Origin of the sequence: Spirosoma radiotolerans (assembly GCF_000974425.1) — a bacterium.
In the GTDB taxonomy this organism is placed as follows: domain Bacteria; phylum Bacteroidota; class Bacteroidia; order Cytophagales; family Spirosomataceae; genus Spirosoma; species Spirosoma radiotolerans.
In genome coordinates this window covers 4,661,424-4,681,384 of record NZ_CP010429.1, presented here as the reverse complement: position 1 = coordinate 4,681,384, position 19,961 = coordinate 4,661,424, and the positions used below count along the sequence as shown (strand labels likewise).

11 protein-coding genes are annotated in these 19,961 nt (G+C 50.9%); 1 reads left to right on the top strand and 10 read right to left on the bottom strand.

Annotated features, from left to right (window positions below):
• Positions 1–78: 78 nt before the first annotated feature.
• The 5 genes from SD10_RS19015 to SD10_RS18995 form a co-directional block, all read right to left on the bottom strand.
• The gene (locus SD10_RS19015; protein WP_046575900.1) at positions 79–552 is read right to left on the bottom strand and encodes a Dps family protein; all 474 of its coding nucleotides are present in this window, start codon (positions 550–552) and stop codon (positions 79–81) included.
• A gap of 82 nt (positions 553–634) precedes the next feature.
• Positions 635–1,573, bottom strand: a complete 939-nt coding sequence (locus SD10_RS19010; protein WP_046575898.1) for a sugar phosphate isomerase/epimerase family protein — start codon at positions 1,571–1,573, stop codon at positions 635–637.
• A 44-nt stretch (positions 1,574–1,617) separates the two neighbouring features.
• Positions 1,618–2,739: a hypothetical protein gene (locus SD10_RS19005; protein ID WP_046575896.1), complete on the bottom strand. Its 1,122-nt coding sequence runs from the start codon at positions 2,737–2,739 to the stop codon at positions 1,618–1,620.
• A 125-nt stretch (positions 2,740–2,864) separates the two neighbouring features.
• The gene (locus SD10_RS19000) at positions 2,865–6,716 is read right to left on the bottom strand and encodes a hydantoinase B/oxoprolinase family protein (protein WP_046575894.1); all 3,852 of its coding nucleotides are present in this window, start codon (positions 6,714–6,716) and stop codon (positions 2,865–2,867) included.
• A 3-nt stretch (positions 6,717–6,719) separates the two neighbouring features.
• Entirely contained in the window at positions 6,720–7,472 is a 753-nt protein-coding gene (locus SD10_RS18995) for a DeoR/GlpR family DNA-binding transcription regulator (RefSeq protein WP_046575893.1), read from the bottom strand.
• A 54-nt stretch (positions 7,473–7,526) separates the two neighbouring features.
• Here SD10_RS18995 and nudK point away from each other — a divergent pair, with 54 nt between their 5' ends.
• Positions 7,527–8,108, top strand: a complete 582-nt coding sequence (nudK, locus tag SD10_RS18990) for a GDP-mannose pyrophosphatase NudK (protein ID WP_046575891.1) — start codon at positions 7,527–7,529, stop codon at positions 8,106–8,108.
• A gap of 263 nt (positions 8,109–8,371) precedes the next feature.
• Here nudK and SD10_RS18985 read toward each other — a convergent pair whose 3' ends face one another.
• The 5 genes from SD10_RS18985 to SD10_RS18965 form a co-directional block, all read right to left on the bottom strand.
• The gene (locus tag SD10_RS18985; protein WP_052731224.1) at positions 8,372–8,908 is read right to left on the bottom strand and encodes an REP-associated tyrosine transposase; all 537 of its coding nucleotides are present in this window, start codon (positions 8,906–8,908) and stop codon (positions 8,372–8,374) included.
• 244 nt (positions 8,909–9,152) lie between these two features.
• On the bottom strand, positions 9,153–11,669 hold the full coding sequence (locus tag SD10_RS18980; RefSeq protein WP_046575890.1) for a PIG-L family deacetylase: 2,517 nt from the start codon (positions 11,667–11,669) through the stop codon (positions 9,153–9,155).
• Positions 11,670–11,790: 121 nt separating this feature from the next.
• Entirely contained in the window at positions 11,791–13,221 is a 1,431-nt protein-coding gene (locus SD10_RS18975; protein ID WP_046575889.1) for a SusD/RagB family nutrient-binding outer membrane lipoprotein, read from the bottom strand.
• 91 nt (positions 13,222–13,312) lie between these two features.
• On the bottom strand, positions 13,313–16,600 hold the full coding sequence (locus SD10_RS18970) for a SusC/RagA family TonB-linked outer membrane protein (RefSeq protein ID WP_227699021.1): 3,288 nt from the start codon (positions 16,598–16,600) through the stop codon (positions 13,313–13,315).
• A 377-nt stretch (positions 16,601–16,977) separates the two neighbouring features.
• Complete coding sequence (locus tag SD10_RS18965; RefSeq protein WP_227699020.1) at positions 16,978–19,920, bottom strand: DPP IV N-terminal domain-containing protein; 2,943 nt, start codon at positions 19,918–19,920, stop codon at positions 16,978–16,980.
• Positions 19,921–19,961 lie beyond the last annotated feature (41 nt).

The window sequence follows — 19,961 nt, the reverse complement described above, 5'->3', positions numbered from 1 at the left end:
AGAAATGAGGAATGATGAATGTAAAGAAAACTCCTTACAATCCATCATTCCTCAGTTATTCTTCCTCATTATTCGGAATTAGGAAAGGTATTTCCGCAGCATCCAGGCCATCGCTTCGTGGGCTTCCATAAGACCCGTCAGGAAGTCGGCGGTACCCGCGTCTTTCAACTCGTCGTCGCACTTTTCTACGTCTTCGCGCAGTTCACGAACGATTTGCTCATGGTCAGACAATAGGTTTCTGAACATATCCGCTGTGTCTTTGGGCTTGCCAGAATCTTCTTTGAGACTCGTGTTATGAATAAATTCGGCCATTGTTGCCAGGGGTGTACCGCCTAACTGCCGGATACGTTCAGCGACTTCATCAATTTCGGCTTCAATGGCTTTATACTGAGACTCGAAGAATTTATGGTATTCCATAAAGTTCGGCCCGGCAACATTCCAGTGGTATTTACGGGTCTTAATGTATAAGACGTGCAGGTCAGACAGGAAATCATTTAAAAGTACATTGTCCTGTTTGAGGACGTCTTTTTCGAGGCCAATATTGGGTTGCATGAGACTAACGTGAGTTTATGAGGTTGTGAACGGTCACTGTGACCTTCACAAAGATTAACCCACAAGCCTCCTGTTTGTTTCACTAGCCGATCAACCCGGCAAAGACGCGCTTTACCTGGGCCAGATCCTGTTTGTGGGCGTCGACGGGCCCTATGGTGTTGGGTGAGTCTTTCTCCAGGCATTGTTCCAGCACCAGATTCGGCTTACTGTTCAGGGCTTTTAAGGTATTGGCAAGGCGCTGGTAGTCAATGTCGCCATCGCCGAACGTTTCCTGCCAGATGCCGTTTTTCGATTGCCGGATGTGTACTTCCGTGATTCGGCTGCCGTATAGCTTAACGACATCGAACAGGGCTACCTGCGAATTTCCTGATCCCCGATAGACCCAATGCGCATCCAGGCAAAGCGATACGTGTTTTGGGTCAGTGGCCAGCAGCATGTGATGAAATTCGCGGGCGGCCTGCCGGTGTTCGGGGGCGTGCGTGTGGTAGGCAAGCGTAATGCCGCGTTTGCGCAGTTCAGCCCCGAGCTGGTCCAGATTACGAGCCTGTTCTATGAGTTCGGCATCCGATTTATCGTCGTTGGTCCCCCATTTGATGGGGCTTGGGTTCGTGACAAAAATAGACGTTCCGGCGGGTTTGGCAGCATCCGCAATGGCCAGTACCGAGTCGATGGATTTCTGCGCTTCATCGGCCCTGTGCAAGGTGCTGTTTACATAGAGCGAGTGCATGACCAGCTTGTGTTTGCTCAGCAGGGGCACGAGTTTCGTAACCTCTTCGGCCGAATTTACCCCCGGTTCATACGCCGTAATACCCGATTGGGCCAGTTCGGCCAGCGACGCATCGGGATCGGCCATCCAGGTTTTCCCCTGCCGCTGGTAGAACGTGAGCCATGTGTAGGAGTTGCAGGCAACCGGCAACGATTTCGTGGCCAACTGCGCCTGTGCAAACTGGCTTTCACCCAGGAGGGAAGCCCCGGCGAGGGCCGTAGCGGAGGTTAGAAACTGGCGTCGGGAAGCGGGCATAAGTCTTAAATAAAGAAGACTATAAATACAAAGAGAACGTAGACCTACTGAATAAACCGTAAGCTCTTTCCATCAAAAACACCAAGTCCATTGTGTTCGGTCAGAAACAGTAATGTGCCGTCAGCGGTAAATTGCATTTTCAATACATTCATTGCTGGGCCGGCTGCATAACGACTGCCACCCGTCCATTGGAGTTTTGGTTCAAAAACTTTTTGCCATTTTTTTATATCGGCCAGGTTAGTGCCGAGTTTAGCGTTGAAAATACCAAACTGAGAGTAAAAGTACAGGCAATTGTTGGTGGGATTATAGGCGCTAGGCCCTATTCGATGTCCTCCCTTCCATGTAATTCCAATCTGTTTACTTTTTTTGCCCGTTAGCGGATCGTTCATAAGAAACTCCATTGGGGTTTCTTTATCTTTTGATAACAAAACAGGTGTTGCAATTTCATTGGTGAACCGATAAATGCTCCCGTGTGTCAACATGATGTGACTAAGTCCTCCAGACATATAAACGTTTTGCTGATCTTCACAAAAGCCGTTGACTGGATTTAATTCCATATCAGCTTCCTTAGTATTTAAGCGTATAAACGCTCGCTCCTGCGTATTAAAAACATACACATTACCCCCCCATTCACCTTGATCGAACCCAAGCCATAATTTATCCCGACTGTCTAAAAAACAAACTGGCGAATCGAACCAGCTGCCTGTATACCTAATTTGTTTATTTTGGGAGAAAGAGCTATCAGGAAAGTATAACGTGTTGCTTTGAAAATCGACGATTCCTTTATTGGTTATTAAGAAGCATTGATTTTTTTTGTCGAAAACAATACTGCTCAACTTATCGGTATAGCTACCGATAGTATGCCAAGTTTTTTGATGTTCATCGAAGGACTTAATGAAGTGATTGGTGTCACCAACAACGATATTGCCCTCACGATCAATAGCCGAGGCAACAATTGGTGCATCTGTAGTTAATACCAAAGGCTGCTTATTGGTAACGCCTTTGATTAACTTGAGCTTACCGGATTTGCTTTGCAACAGGATAGTTTTACCGTTGATTGAAAAATCTTTATAGCCTGTCTGGGCACTGATTACCTGAGACCAGGCTGTGACTGGTTGGCCAACGAGTATAAAAATAAGCGCCGTGAGTAAACAAGGGAGCTGCATAGTTAAACGTGTTGAGATTCTATAAAGATAAGAGCTATTGGGAGCTAAATTTCCATACGTTGACCTTCAACTTTATTGGCTACTAATTTTTGATTTGAACGGAAGGATAGACCGTTGCTTTAAGCTCAGGTCTGATCACTTTTATGATGAACATAACCCGCTCCACCGCCCCCTGGTGTTTCGATCCGGATGCGTTCGCCCGGTTGCATGGCGCGGGTAAAAATGCCAGATAGATCTTCCTGCCGACCATCGGCATAAAGCAAGGTTTGGCGACCCGTTAGGCCCGCTTCGCCACCGTTCAGGCTATACGGAGCCACGACCCGGTGCTGGCTAAGGAGGGTGGCCTGTACGGGTTCCAGAAACTCGATGTCCCGAATGATGCCATCGCCCCCGCGCCATTGACCATGACCCCCGGAACCAGTACGGATACTGAATTCATGAAGCCTTACCGGGTAGCGACGCTCGAACTCTTCGGGATCGGTCAGCTTAGTATTGGTCATGTGCTGGTGTACCGCCGAGCGACCATGCGCCCCAATTGTGGCGCCTGCGCCCCCGCCAATGGTTTCGTAATAGCCAAAGGGATTTGGCAATGTTGATTTTCCGAACAGGAAATTATTCATGGTGCCCTGACTACAGCCGGCCAACCGTAACGCCTTCAGCAATGTATCGACCAGCCGCTGGCTAACTTCGGTATTGCCACCCACTACAGCCGGGCAGGCCGACGGTGAGTCCGGAAAAATCGGATTCAGAAAGGAGGATTCCGGGAGAATCAGGTCGACGGGAGCCATTAAGCCTTCATTCAATGGAATATCTTTAGCGCACCAAAGCCGAAGCACATACAGCACGGCACTGTACAGAATCGAGATATTGGCGTTTAGGTTGTTAGGGTGAACGCCCGAAGTGCCTGAAAAATCAAACGCAACCCGCCCGTTGGCCACACGGATCCGTACATGAATGGCATGGCCGTCGTCGAGCGATTCCTGCGCCGTAAACTCCTGCTCATCCAGCGGTTGCAATACAGATAATATCGCGTCGGTGGCGGCTTGTTTCAGCCGTGTCATGTAATGGTGGACGGTCGAAAGGCCGTATTGCCGGGTTAATGCCTTGAGCGCCGTTTCGCCTGCTTTGAGCGATGCCAGCGCGGCTTCAATATCGGCCTGATTTTCGGCTAGGGCGCGGGTAGGGTAAGGGCCATCCGTAAAATAAGTCGATAAGCCAAGGGTCGTTTCGGTATTTTTCCATAAAAACTCACCCGCTTTAACCACGTACATCGGTTCCAGAACAACGCCTTCTTCAACCAGCGAAACGGCATCGGGTGGCATGGAGCCCGGCACTTTGCCACCAATTTCGGCATGGTGAGCGCGGTTGATCACATAACCGATCAGTTGGGGCGGTTCGCTTGGTGTTGCGTCCGTAAACACACCGCTAAGTAGGGTTACGTCGGGGAGGTGAGACCCGCCGTATTTCGGGTGATTGGTGATGACCACATCGCCCGGTTTAAGGGCTATTTTATTTCGTACCAGCCGTGCGCAAACGCCCAGGCTGCCCAGGTGTACCGGAATATGGGGCGCATTGGCGACCAGTTCGGCGTTGGCATCGAGCAAGGCACAGGAAAAATCGAGCCGTTCCTTCACATTCACCGAAAAGGCGGTCCGCTGCAACTGAGCGCCCATTTCTTCGGCAATGGCCCGGAAGCGCTGGGTGAACAATTCCAGTTGAATGACTTCGTTGGCGGCTATTTCTCCGGGCTCTTCTACATCGGCAACGTAGTCGATAAGGGCGTTTTTGTTGGCCTGCACAACCAGTCGCCAGCCCGATTCGATGAATGCCGACGAGGTCGTGTTCAGGAGCAAAGCCGGCCCGCGAAAGGTATCGCCTTCCTGCAATTGTGTCCAGTCGTAGGTTGGGTAGGCTTCCCCGCTAAACTGTGTTGAGTAGCCGACCGGAACCGCGTGCCGGTGGCTTATAGGCGATCCGTTTGTCGGTAATTTTTCGGTAACCGTGCTGGCCAGAGCCCGTATGCTTTCGACTTCGATCGGTCGCGGGTGCCCATTGGCGTTGGTTGGAAAGTGGCCATACAAATGCTGGTATTTCTGCTCGAAATCAGTCGCTAACTGATCACTGAAGGGAACTTCAACCGTGGCTTCCTGGCCCATCAGCCGCAGGAATATCGAAACCGCTTTTACCTGGATCGTCGTTTCCGTACCAACATCCTGCTGCAGTGTCTGGGTGGCTGAGTCAATAAGCTGCTGGCGGATGCCGGGAAGTTCAGGCTCAATGACCGACAGCGGTTGCAGGATCGACTGGGCGGACATCCGTTCAATTTGGGCCTGGCCGATGCCATAGGCACTTAACAGGCCCCCATCGAAGGGCAGAATGAGCCGCTCCATGCCTAATAACCGGGCAATAGCACATCCGTGCAAACCACCGGCGCCCCCAAACACAAGCAAACTATACTCTTTGGGATCGAACCCGCGAGCTACCGAAATTTTCCGGATGGCACCGGTCATGGTTTCATTGGCAATGTGCTCGAAGCCACGCAGCAAGTCAATAGCAGAGGCAGGCGTGCCTGTTGCGTCAACTTGCCGAACAATAGCCGCCAGGGCTTCCTGTGCTTTGGCCGGAAAAACAGGAATGCCAAACTGTTTAGGGTCTAATTTGCCTAGTAACAGATTGACATCCGTAATGGTCAGCAGGGGGGCTTGGCCCGGAACAGCTACGCCATAACAGGCCGGGCCGGGATTGGCGCCTGCGCTATGCGGACCAACCCGTAATTGTGTTCCATCGAACCAGCAGATCGACCCGCCCCCGGCGGCCACGGTTTCAATGGCCAGGGAAGGCAATTGTAAATCAAAGTGGCCGATTTTCGTCGAGAACCGATAATCTAAACCGCCCTGAATTCGGGCCACATCCGTGCTGGTCCCACCCATGTCCAGCGTTAATGTACCCGATAGCCTCTGGCTGTCGGTGTTATTGCCCTCCGACTGCCAGAGGCTATCGGATACCACAGAGGCTCCAATGACACCGCCTGCCGGTCCGCTGAGTAAGCTGTCTTTAGGCTGAAACAAATCGGCTCGTACAAGACCTCCCGAACTAGTCATAATCCGGACTTCCTGGCCGCCAAGCTGGCGTTGCACATTGTCTAAATACGAACGCATAACGGGTGTCAGGTAAGCATCCACGACTGCCGTTTGCGTGCGGGCCACATACTGCGGAGCCGTTGATACGGCAGTCGACAGGGTAATGTAAGAGAATCCCGCTGCGGTTAGTGCCTGATTAAGTTGCTGTTCATGGACTGGATTTCGGTAGGCGTTCAGGAGCGAAATGGCGATGGCATCGGGCTTGCTCTGGCGCAAATGTTCGATCAGGTCGGCAATGGTTTGGTCGGATAAAGGCGTCAACACCTGACCGTTGGCGGCTATGCGCTCCGTCACTTCCCATACCGAATCATACAGCACGTCGGCGGGTGGAATGGCCAGTTGAAAGAGATTGGGCCGTTGCTGCGTCCCGATTTTGAGCACATCGGTAAACCCCTTCGTCACGAGCAGCGCTACCCGTCCTCCTTTTCGTTCGAGTAAAGCGTTCGTCCCTTTCGTCGTACCTAGCCGCATGGTTAAGGGCGGAAAGGGTTGATTAACGGGTGTCTTTGTGAGTAAGCGAGCCGCCAAAACGGGAGCTTCTTCATTTGTGAATAGCTCGACGGTGGCGTGGTATTCCGGCATCTTGTCTGCAGTACACACCACTGTTCCATCCACACCCAGCGATTCAATCGTGTACAGTTCGTCCGTGTCGACAACACGAAGATAATAACCATCAAAAATCGGAGCGGTGAGCCAGGGCGCTACCAGTTTGCCATCAATGAGCTGTCCCCGTAGGCGGCTGCTGCTCAGTACTTTGGCGCGGTGTAGGATTCCGTTGGGGTCTTGGGCGAGGCCATCGGTGAAGGTGCCGCCGGTATCAATCCAGATTTGGTACATGGGTTAGTTAATCAGCCTGATACCGGCCTTTCGGTAAGCCGCTACAACGTCCGGCTTGGCCTCAGTATCGGTAATGAGCACGTCGAATAGGCTTAAAGGCGCAAAATAGAGGTATTTGTCGGTTTCTAATTTCGAGGAGTCACAGAGTAGGTAAACTTTTTCCGTTTGCCGGGCCATAGCTGTGGCTGTGCTGGCCTCTTTCTCGCTGTTGGCACTTAGTCCGTGCTGGAGTGAAATGCCATCGACGCCAATAAATGCCCGGTTGGCCCGGTAACGGGCTATGTGCTCTTCAGCCATGAGTCCATGAACCGCCTGCCGTTCTTTGTCTACCTCACCACCGACCAGATTAACCGTTACGTCGGAAGACATTAACTCGGCCACCACTGGTAGTGAGTTGGTTATTACCGTGATGCGTTTGTTGCGAATGAACGGGCACAGGCGAAATACGGTACTGCCGCAATCCATAAAAAGGATATCGCCTTCCTGAACGTCCTGTGCGGCTAGCTGGCAGATGTAATCTTTACGGTCGGCGTTCACGGCCGTTTTATTGGCGAACCGGAATTGATCGGTAGCGAGGCTCACTTTCATGGCCCCACCGCGTGTCCGGTAAAGCAGGCCGGAAGCCGCCAGTTGAACCAAATCGCGCCGGACGGTCATCTCCGATGTTTGTAAAAGTTCGGCCAACTCCCGCACATCAACGGACCCTCGCTCATCGACCGTTTGTACAATTAGTTGCTTCCTGTTTTGGAAATTCATAGCAAATCAAGTTCTTTTGTTCAAAAATAAACAAAATTGAACAAATTTAAACATATGGCTACTGAACGCGTCCAAATAACCGAAGAGAAGTTACTGTCCGATAACTGGTATATTCTAAAACGATTCACGTTTAATTACCTTGGTAAAAATGGACAGTGGACAACCCAGCAACGGGAAGCCTATGATCGGGGAAACGGCGCTACGATTCTGCTTCACAACCCGCAAACCGACACGGTTATTCTGACCCGCCAATTTCGATTGCCAACTTTCGTAAACGGTAATCCCACGGGTATGCTCATTGAAACCTGCGCGGGACTGCTCGACGATGAAGGCCCCGACGATGCCATCCGGCGGGAAACGGAGGAGGAAACCGGTTATCGGATTGAATCAGTACAGAAAGTGATGGAAGCCTACATGAGTCCCGGTTCGGTAACGGAGAAACTGTTCTTTTACCTGGCGGAGTACACCGCTGACACCGAACGCAATGCCGGGGGCGGCATCGACGAGGAGGAGATTGATATTTTAGAGCTCCCCGTTAGCCAGGCATACGACATGGTAACGCGTGGTGAGATCATGGATGGCAAAACGATCATGCTGTTACAACACCTGCGGCTAAAACAGTTGAGTCAGAATTGAAGGAAGGTTCGTGTAGTGACGTTCAGCAATGTCCGTTATTGTCAGTGGTGTTAGTTTCTTGTCAGTGATGTCAGTTTCTTGTCAGTGGTGTCAGTTTCTTGTTAGCAATGTCCATTATTGTGAGTAATGTCAGTTTCTTAAAACTGACATGAGCGGTTTCTCAAAACCGCGTGTTGCTGATTGGTTAATTAAGGAGGTTTCTCAAAACCTCCCTGTGTCGGTTTTGAGAAACCGACACCACAGTCCATAGCTATTACATGACTTCAAAACACCTCTAGATAATGCATTAATTGCGATTTCTCCCGCTTGCCTTCATAAAATGCAGCGCTAGAATAAGGATAGTCGGCCGGATTGCTGACTAATCCAGCGCGCACTGGGTTGTTGTGGATATAGTCGATTTTTATCTCGCAGACGCTGCGTGAGTGAAGGTACACATCATCGTATCGATCTTCCCAGATCTTAAAGTGTTGGGTACGCTTTTTATATTCGATATACCAAACTTGATCTGGATAATTTGTTTCAATATATTCTCGTAGTTTCAGCGATGTAAACTTCTTGAAGTCTCGAATATAATCCATCAGCCGCGTTTCTTCCGGAAAATAAATGATGAAATGAATATGGTTATTCAGGAGTACATAGGCCAGCAGCTTTGCTTTGTACTTTTTGTTATAGAACAGAAAGCTATCGAACAGAATACCAAAACAGGTCGGATCGGCTAGTAGAGGTAAGTGCCGGTAGCAAGTAGTTGTGATGAAAAAGCAACGTTCCTCAGTTAACAGACTTCGATTGCGCAATCCCATAAAAAAACTCGTCTTTTAGGTATACCCTGTAAGACGAGTTTATGATAATGACGCCACGTTGAAATGGGAATTAGTTGATTTATCAGTGGTTCTGTGATGTCAGTTTCTTAAAACTGACATGAGCGGTTTCTCAAAACCGCGTGCTGCTGGTTGATTAATTAAGGAAGTTTTGAGAAACCTCCCTGTGTCGGGTTTGAGAACCCGACACCACAGCCTATAAACACAACCGACACTCACCAATCCATTACTTCCCGGCTGAAATCAGGTTGGCGAACAGACGATAGGCACCGGGAATACCAGCTGGTAGCTCACGGAAGAATACCAGACCTGTATACATGTAATGCCCCTTGCCATATTTAGCGTAGATCAGGCTGCCTTCTTTGGGGGCTTCGTTCTGGTCGTGGGATGAGAAGATCGGCTCATAGGCTTTGTCCCAGTCGCGGGCGAAATAGATACCACGCTCCTGTATCCAGCCTGCGAAATCCGCTTCGGTAATTTTGTTCGGGTAGTTCAGTAACGGATGCTTTGGATTAATGAACGTCATGGGTGCATCTTCTTCCGTTACGCGTTCATTTACGACCGTAAAGGGGTAGGGGCCTAATGGCGGCAGTTGAGCTTCATTACGCAAAAACGAATTATTGGGTGTCACATATTGAACAACCATCGTTCCGCCATTTTTGACATATTCCATCAATTTCGGCTGGTAGCGGGCCATGGCGCTGTTGGTGTTGTACGCCCGAACGCCCACCACGATGGCATCGTAAGCCGACAGGTTTCCGTTCAGTTCGGTTGGGCCGAGAATGTTTACCCGACAGCCCATCTGTTGTAAGGCTGCCGGCACTTCATCCCCCGCACCAACAATGTAGCCTATATTTTTGGCGGTTACTTTCACGTCCAGCTTAACCAGTTTGGCCTCCGCCTGTGGAAACAGCGTTTGAGTTGGAATATGCTTATAGGCAATCACCCGCAGGCCCGTTGTAAAGGTGCCATCTGCCGTTGTCATCACGGCTTGTAGCTTCCCATTCTGAGCTTTATCGCTCGGGGTCAACCGGAACGATAGCCGTTGTTCATCCCCTTTGTTTTTTAACTCGAAGGGCTGCGATGCCGGGTCGATCCGCCAGCCCGTTGGCACATCGATCCGTAAAGTGCCGGTTACATTCGCACGCCCTGCTTTCAGGACAACCTCGGTTGTTTTTGGCGTGTTGTCGGCAAAGGTGTAAACGCGTTCGGCCAGGTTTGCCGTCACAGCGGGTTGAATAATAAACGGCCGGTAAATTTCGCCATCGACGGGATCGGTCGATTTGTAGACAACCGGACGGCTGAACGTAAAGCGCTGGCCACTAATATCAAACGTATAGCTGGTCGTTAAGGCAGGCGGATTTTCGGGCAGGCCAATAAGCTGCTGATTGTCAACCTGAAATAACCCTTTGTCAATCGGTTTTTCGAGCCAGTAAGGTTGGGAAATTTTCGCGGTTTTCGGAATCATCACGCTCGTTGGGAGCAGCACCACGTCATTGGGCTTGAGGGTCAGGTTGAGCGTGCTGTCTTTTCCGGTCGAGTAGTGGATGTGGACTAACGTAACAGGGGAGTCCGTACGGTTAACGATGTTGGTGGTTAGCTTAATGGTTTCGCCGGGCGTGGCTGCATAATCGGTTGGGTTGGTTTCAAACCATAGGCCGAGGCACTGCCGGATAAGCATTTCGACTTCCTGCCGCTTCGCTTTTACGTAAATATTGGTCGTATCCAGTTTACCAATCGCTCCATACAGTTGGATCAGGGCGGGTACCGATGCAGCTGGTTGGTCGGGCTTAAACTGACTGATGGTCTGGTTCACCTGCGTCTGAACGGCATCGCTGTTGGGTACCCGTTTCCAGGTCATGTCGACGCCTTCCATCGGGTCCTTCTGAACAGGATCACCGCCTTTCAGCAACAGATAATCAATTTTGGCACCCCGGTTAGGGGCTACGCCGAAGCCCTGACTTTTGTGCTGACTGCGACTTTCGGAGGCAATTTCGCCGTATGATCGGCCCAGTAGCGGATTGAATAAGCCGGTCTCAATGCCAATCAGGTTACCGGCTTCTTCGGGTTTTTTATTGCTCAAAAATGCCCCCGGAATAAACATATTCCACATGATGCGTTTGGCCTGCCAGGGTTTCACATAGGCCAGTTGCTCGGGAAATTTAGTAGGATCGTTCGAAATTTTGAAGGCTTCTTCAGCCAGAAATCCCGATGCGCTATGGTGCCCGTGACCCGCGCGGGCATCGGGTGGAAAGCGCGTCATGATTACGTCGGGCTGGTATTTGCGGATCATCCAGACCACATCGGCCAGCACTTTATCCTGCCCCCAGGTGCGGACCGCTTCGGTCGTTTGTTTAGAGAAACCGAAATCATACGCCCGGCTGAAAAACTGATCCGGCCCATCGACGCGCCGGGCCGCCAGCAACTCCTGCGTTCTGATCACACCAATGTTTTCGCCCTGTTCGGGGCCGATAAGATTCTGGCCGCCATCGCCCCGGGTCAGGGATAAATAGCCGGTTCGGACCAGTCGTTCTTTGGCCAGATAAGAAAGTAATAGGGTGTTTTCATCGTCGGGGTGCGCGGCTACGTACAGCACGGAACCCAGCACATTCAGCTTCTTGAGGTTTGACAGAATCTCGCCTGGTGGGGCTGGCTTGATGGGGCCATAGGGAACTTGAGCGAAAGAGGAGTGCGTGAGCAGACTGCCAAGCAGCAGGATGAGTAGTGATTTCTTGAGAGACACAGGCAGGAGACAGATTATGGGGGTATTGGGCAAATTTACGATTAAAGTTCAAGGTAAAAATAAGAAAAGGCTACCTAAAAAAGGTAGCCTTTTGACCCATGTTACCTAACAACTAAACGAATTATTGGAAGATTGGAATTTTCTGAAACTGGTCTGGAAGTGGCTTGGGTACATTTGGATTGGTATTGACTTCGCCCTGTGGGTAAATGAACCGCTCGGGTTTCTTACTGCCGCTATACAGTGGAATGGGCAATTGAACAAGAGGTGTCGCTTTCTCCAGCCGACGAACGTCATTAAACGCTTCATACTGCATCAGGAAGAAAATATATCGTTGCGCGATAATCTCATACAGGAGAGCGGTTTGGACCGTGGCTGCTTTGGTTGGATTGGCCAGGCCAGTCGGGCTAAAATCGGCCAGTACGTAAGGGTCATATTGACGGCCCGTGGCAGATAAGGTTTTTCCGTTGATGTAGCCAGTGGCCAACCCACTTCGGACCGAATTAAGCGCTGCCAGTGCTTTGGCGGTATCGCCCAGTCGGGCCTGGGCTTCGGCGATGATCAATTGATTTTCGTAATACGTAATGATAGGGTGGGGCGCTGTTGATGTAAAAGCGCCATCGGTTGTGTTTGGGTCAAGGCTGCCCGTTGCCGTAATCCCTAGCTTAAAATAATGATTATAGAGCGCTGTTTCGTTGGTCTTGGTGTTGGCCGAACCAATGCGCGACTGCATCAGGGCGGGTAAGTAAGCTCCGTCGAAGCCTGTATCGCCCGCCCGGTTAACCCGGAAGAAATCGTAGTTCTGATTATAATCGACCCCTTGGCTCGTGCCGTGTGGAATTAAGGCATCTCCGGCGGTACTGCTTATACCCGATGCAGCACTGCTGACGGCTTTCGCATACTCGCCGGTATGTAAATAAAGCCGCGCTTTGAGGGTGTTGGCCGCTGCTTTCCACTTGGCAACGCTACCGCCGTAAATAAAGTCCTGGCTGGCAAACGCCAGGCCTGCCGGTGCCGATAAGTTCTGAATGGCGTTGTCCAACGTCGTTTGAATGGCCGTATATACATCGGCCTGTTTATCGAAAACGGGCGTTGGGTATTTAACATCGTCAAAAGCCTGACTGTAGGGAACATCGCCGTATAAATCGGTTGCTTTGGCAATCAGCAGAGCTTCCAGCACCTGACCAACGCCTTTTGTCCACTTATCGCCAACGGCGTCGGCTTTGATTTGAATCAGCCGGGCCTGGCTTGCCGCCGGATAGAGTGGATTCCAGGTAAAGTTCTGCGAGGAAACAATGTAATCGGCATACCCCTGATGCTGGCGGGCCAATCCATTTAACTGGCCTGCCCAGATGGCACCGATCCGTACGTCGGTATCTTCATGAAGCATCGACACACCCAGCAAGGTTCCAGACAGCAGCGTGGCTACATCGACGTCCGTAACAGCATTTGGGTTGCTCTGAATCGTTGGTTCATTAAACAAATCCTTACAACTGCTCAGCAGGGTGATACCCAGCAGCGCCACGGTGATTTTATGGGAAAATGATTTTTTCATGGTTCTAAAGGAGTTTACGGTTTACGGTTTTTTGTTTTCGGTGAGCCGCCCTGGTGATGAGCTGCCGTAAGCTGAAAACCGTAAACGGTAGTTAGTACGTAATTTTCATCGAAAACAGGAGTGACTTCGTATTCGGGTTTGTAAACCAGTCCTGCCCTCTCGAGAGGCCCGCGCCCGTAATGTTCACCTCGGGGTCGGTGCCGGTATACTTGGTCCATAAAAGGAGGTTACGGCCCGTTAAGCTGAAGTCGACATTCGATAGGTGAGTTGCCCGGCGAAACTTCTCGCTCCGCAGGCTGTAGCTCAGCGTTATTTCGCGCAGGCGGGTCGCGCTTCCATCCTCGATAAACTGTTTATAGGAGGCTGAGTTAAAGGCCGTTCCCCGTCCCTGATACCAGGCCTGGTTCAGCGCCACAGGCCCGGCACCAAAGTCTTTGATCTCACCCTGGAAAGAGGTGCCGGCGGCAATGGTTTTGCCATTCACATCTTTGATGCCGCCCGCTGGTGCAACGGCCGTGTGGCCCTGGTCGCCGTGGGTGCCGATGTTATAAAGTGCGCCCCGCGTTCCATTATAAAAATCATTGCCGGCAACACGATCAAACAGAACATATAGAGAAAGGCCCTTGTAGGAGAATGTACTGCCTAGGCCGCCCCGCCATTTGGGGTTTGGGTTACCAATGATTTCGTTATCGGTGCCGCCCTGTGGAAAGCCATTGGCATCGAGTTTGTATTTGCCCGATTCGTCTTTCAGGAAATCGGTCGAGTAGAAAACGCCGAATGGCTGACCCGGAATCAGGGATGCATTTTCCTGATAGCTGTCGGGTAAAATCTGGACGGAAGCACCGGCCAGCGATATTACTTTGTTCCGGTTCAGGGAGAAGTTGGCCGCCAGATTCCATTTGAAATCACCCGCCGTAAACATATCGGCCCCGGCTTCCAGCTCAATTCCTTTGTTGGAGAGCTCGGCCGCATTGATGTTGCGAACGGTATAGCCTGTTTCATAAGGCACATTCAGCGACAGAATGACGTCTTTGGTGCTGTTGGTGTAGGCGGTAGCGGAGAAATTGATCCGGTTGTTGAGGAAGCGTAAATCAACACCAACTTCGGTTTCTGTTTTCCGCTCGGGTCGCAGGAAGTCATTGCCGGCTGTTGTGCTACGTACATACCCCCCGCCATAAAGCGAACTGGCCGACGATAAACCACCCGCAAACGAATCGCCATACAGGGCCGGTGAGAATGTGGTGAAGTTCTGGTAAGGCTGTGGCTGAATACCCACCTGCCCCCAGGTCAGTCGTAATTTGCCGAAGCTAAGAACCGGGCTCGTTTCCAGCCCTTTCAGCTTACTGAACTGCCAGGCCAGTGCCGCCGATGGAAAGAAGAAACTGTTTTTGGTTTTAGAGCCAAATGTCGAGGCACTTTCGCTCCGGCCAGTCAGGGTCAAAAACAGCATATTATACGCTTGCAATTCGGCCTGCCCATAATAGGCGTAGGTGCGGATGAGCGAGTTGTAATTGCTGGCGCTGAGATTTGAGTTCAGCGCATTTGTCAGAATATCAGGAGCTGTCGGCACGATTAGATTCGTAATGGCATCCGTTAAAATAGCTTTCCGACGGCTGTTGTAATTGACCCCCACCAGCAGCGAACCACTGAAATCATTACTGAAGGTTTTACTGGCATTGGCAAATATATCCGTGTTGAACTGCTTTTCGGTAATCCAGTTTTTGGATAGATAACCGCCGAGGTATGTAGACGAGTTACGGGCAAATCGCTCCAAACGGGCATCGGTGAAGTTATCAACGCCCGTGCGTCCTGTAATGCTTAACCAGGATACAGGCGTAATGCCTAACTCTACATTTCCCGTAATGCGGTCAACATCCGTTGTATTTTTGTTATTGTTGATGTTCCATACCGGATTCGAATAAATGGAATTCTGATCTTTACCCAGCGGGTTCCGATACGACACGTGTTCATTGGCGTAAACCTGTCCGCTGGCATCCGTGTACGTGCCAGTGTAGTAGGAATTGTCGAAGTCGGGGGCAGTACGCGTACCGCCCAGCAGAATACCATCCAGGTTATCGCCCTGCTGGTTTCGGGATGAGAATACCTTCGAATAAGCCACGTTGGCAGAAGCCCGGAACCACTCGGTAAATTGGCTGGCTACGTTTACCCTGGCCGTATTTCGCTGATAGTTACTGAAGGCTTTTACAATGCCGTCCTGATTCAAGTTAGAATAACTGATCATAAAGTTGGATCGGTTATTCCCCCCGCTGATGTTGATGCTATTATCGGTGTAATGGCCTGTTTGATACACGTCGTTCACATGGTCAAAAACATCCTTTGAGTTTTTACCACCATGTGGATTGGCGGCCGTACCCGGCGCGATGGCATACCGTTTAGTGCCATCTGGAAAGGTCACATAGCCCTGATAACGCGGATCGGTAGGGTCCGTAATGTAGGTATCCGGCCCGCCTTTCCGGTCAGAAATCAGATCGCCGAAACTAACCTTATTTCCCTGGCTGTAGAGCCCGTTGGTTCCCTGTCCATAAGTGGTTTGCAGGGGGTGCATTTTATTGACTTTATCGAAAGAGACGGTCGACTTAAACGTGATATTGACTTTCCCTTTACTATCTTTTCCTTTTTTTGTCGTAATCACAACGACCCCATTGGCAGCCCGTGTGCCCCATAAGGCCGCTGCCGAAGCGCCTTTCAGGACTTCCATGCTCTCGATATCCTCCGGGTTGATGTCGTTAATACGCGACTGCTGAACAATTGAGTTACCGGCCGCAGAGCCATTGTTGTCGCTGGAGTTACTGACCGGGATACCATCTACAATAAAGAGGGGCTGTGCATTGCCATTGATGGTATTCTGACCCCGGATCTGGATGTAAGCCCCGGCACCCGGATCGCCCCCGTTTCGGGTAATGATTACACCGGACGCTTTTCCGCTCAATCCTGTCAGTAGACTGGTTTCCCCTGATTTGGCTATATTTTTACCCGTTACTGTTGATACGGACGACGCAAATTTGTCGCGCTCTTCTTTCAGGCCAAGCGCCGTAATGATTACCTCATTTAATTGCTTGGTGTCTGTTTTAAGGAGAACATTAAGCGAGGTTTTTCCCCCTATAACTTCTTCAACCGTTTGCATCCCGACCGCCGAGATAACCAGGGTCGTTGCTGAAGCTGGTACATTTAAACTGAATTCTCCTTTCACATCCGTTACTGTACCGATGGTTGTGCCTTTGACAACGACGGTAGCACCCGCAAACCCACCAATTCCTTCATCGGCAGTAACTATGCCGCTTACTTTTCGGCCCTGTGCCAGTGCGCCAGAGCAACTCAAGCCCACCAGAAGCAGGCTCATGAGTAATGATTTCATCATAAGTTTTAAGGAAGTTAAGAAACGCATTACATTTCCCTATAATGATATAGGTTGTCTAAATTTGTAAAATATTATTCTAACTATAATATATAATGCAGAATATTATTTTATATATGCAAATTTTCTAAGAATTATTTATATTTAAGTAAAAGTCTGTGCTAGGCGGTGGGTATTTTTACGCTATTTATAGGAAAGTATTAGTGGATATATGGTGACAAAGCGCTGTTAATCAGTTGGGCGGAGGCAAGGTAGTATGAGTGGTATTTACCGTAATAATCGCTATAAAAACGGGCGTCTTGCTTTATAGCTGCTTTTGCGAAAGCCAGTCTACGAAGCAAGACGCCCGGTTGAAAAGTAAGTAAGTAAAAACGGTGCCGTTAGGGCCGCGTTAACAATCGGTCTATTGGAAATACCTCACCATTACGGATAACTTGTTCGACATTCAACACGTCGCGGATATTGGTGAGCGGGTCGCCGTTTACGATAACCAGATCGGCCAGTTTGCCCGGCTCTACTGAGCCTAAATCATTACTGACGCCAACTGTTTCGGCGGCCCAGAGTGTGGCGGAGCGCAACGCCTGATAAGGAGTAAGACCCGCGTCAACGAAAACCTGCAACTCGGTATGCAGGCTCATGCCGTAGGGCACAAAGGGGCTGTCGGTGCCGGTTGTAACGTGGGCACCCGCGTCGACAAGGGCTTTGACGCCTTTTTCCAGATTCCCGAAATTGCTCAGGTAACCAGGGCTTAACTTCGCGTACTGAGCCGATCCTGCCAGAAGGGCATTGGTGTACTCTTCCGAGTAAAATGCCTTATACTGCCGGTTCTCCAGCAACCCTGGGTCTTTGGTGGTCAGTACCGAAAAGCCGCCCTGCAGTGAAGCCGTTGGCGTAATGTTCATGCCCGACTTGGCCAGCAACTGAATTACGTCTTGGTAACTGCGGTTCATGGCCGTTATTTTGGGCGAGTATCCCCGTCGGCTTGTGCCGCCAATGTGCTCAACGGCATCGACATCGTATCGCATGGCCGGGAAAATCTCGTGGGATGAAACGGGTAGCCCATGCGCGTGTGCAAAAGCCGTAATCCGCTGTTGCATGGCATCCGGCATTCGGACATAGGTCTTGATAAGGTCGTATCCCAGACGGACCGAGCGGTTGAGTTCGCGGTCCAGTTGCTCATCGGAGTTGATGCTGGTAGCAGCTCCGTAGTAAATGCGGGTTCCGTCCGTTAGTCCACCCGTAAAAAACTGGCGTGGGCCGGGCCGGATACCACTCGCCCAGGCTTCTTTGCGTTCAAGCGCGTCATATGGATCGGCACCGGGCTCGCGAATGGAGGTGATACCAAAGGATAACCACAACCGCCCAATCTTCTCGCCAACCATCGAGTGCTGGTGCGTGTGCATCTCAAATAAACCGGGTATAACCGTTTTGGCCGATGCATCGACGAGCGTGCCGGAGCGACCTGCCTGATGTGGCAAAATGGCCTTGATCCGGTGGCCATCGATCAGAATGTCAACATTGGTGCGGTAGGTGTTGGCCTTGCCATCGAAGAGCCGCCCGGCATGAACTACCACGGTTCCGGTTGGCTGGCTGATTTTCCAGGACAGATCCATCGGATGGGTTTCAACGTGTCCATCGATTAGGTAAACTTGCTTGAAAACGTCGGTAGCCAGGAATAGCAGGCTTTTTGAATCATTGGTCCAGGAGGGGGTTTCGGCCTGTTCGGTAGTAAGCTGTCGGGGTGTTCCGCTAATGCTGCCATCGGATTTTACGTCCGTTACATAGAGCAGACCATCGAGAACATACGCCATTTTTGTCCCGTCGGGCGACCAGACAGGCCCATTCTGGCCCCTGGTCGCCAGGCTGTGTGCAGGGGCTGGCGATACGTATCGGTCATTTTTACCGTCGACCGAAATAAGCAATACTTCGCTGACACCTTCCCGGTAACGCGACGAGTAGGGGTGAAGCGCTGAGACGGCAATGGTCTTACCATCGGGCGACCAACTTGCCTGACTGGGTACAAAAATTGACTCGTGGGCGATACGAGTTTTCGGAGCGGTGACATCAGCCGTATAGGTAACGTCGGCTACATAGAGGGTGCTGCGTCCCCAGGCGTTGCGGGGATCACTTTGGTAAAAAGCTATTTTACTGCCATCCGGCGACCATGTCGGGTAGTGAAGGTCGTCGGTCATATCGACCAGAAGGCGGTCCTGCCCGGTTTTTAAATCCCGAATCCAGACGTCCATCGTACCATTTCGATCCGATACATAAGCCAGCTTGGTCCCATCGGGTGACCAGTTTGGCTCCAGTTCCATCGTTGCTCCCTGCGTCAGTCGTTCCGGGGTTTTTGTTCCCCTTGCTAGTAACCACAGATCGCCCAGCGCTGCGAACGCAATTTGTTTCCCATCGGGTGAGATGGCGGCCCCTTTGATGCCCCGAACGGGTTGTGGTTTCTGGCTATCAAAATCGTATACTTTCCGTTTGTAGGTGTTTCGGGGTAGCGCAATCAGGGCTTGAAAGGGAATGGTCTGGCTGGTTTTACTCCCGATTTTACGCCGTTTCAATAGTCCGCTGGCCGTGTACAGGTATTCATCGGCCGAAAGCCAGCTAACTCGAAAGGGAAACACATCGTCACTGATTTCTGTCAGTATCTGCCCTTTATTACCCGCCAGAGACACCGTTGCCAGGCCACTCTGCGTATTGTTGAGGATGTTGTAAAACAGATGTGAGCCATCGGGCTGCCAGGCCACTCCGGCCAGTTTGCCAGCAGCGGGCGTACTAAGTTTCTCGGGAGCGCCCGGTGTCAGGATATACAGGCCGGGAGCATCGGTGCGGTCGGAAATGAATGCAATTTGTTTGCCATCGGGCGAAAATGCCGGGTTGAAGTCATTAGCCGAATCGTGGGTTAATTGCGTTAGTTTTCCATCGGCCAGATTGAGTTGCCAGATGTCGTAATTGCCGCTTCGATCCGACGAGAATACTAACTGCTTCCCATCGGGCGACCAATGCGGTTCGCGGTCATCGTAGATGCCTGTGGTTAGCTGTTTAGGCTTGCCCCCCGTTGCCGATACGCTCCATAGGTGATACCGCCCATCCCAGAACGAATGAAAAGCGATCTGTTTGCCATCGGGCGACCAGCTTGGCTGACGGCAGTCGCCCAATTGATCGGTGATGGGTTTTGCTACGCCACCTGCGGTCGGAACGAGCCAAAGGGTGCCCTGCAAGTCCATGACAATCTGACTTTTATCGGGCGATAAGTCGGCTGCCATATTAGTGCCTTCTGTAATCGATACCCGAATTGAGTCGGCTCCATTAGCCATCATTCGTATTGGTAAGAGAAGGAGTAACCAAGTAGCAATTAATT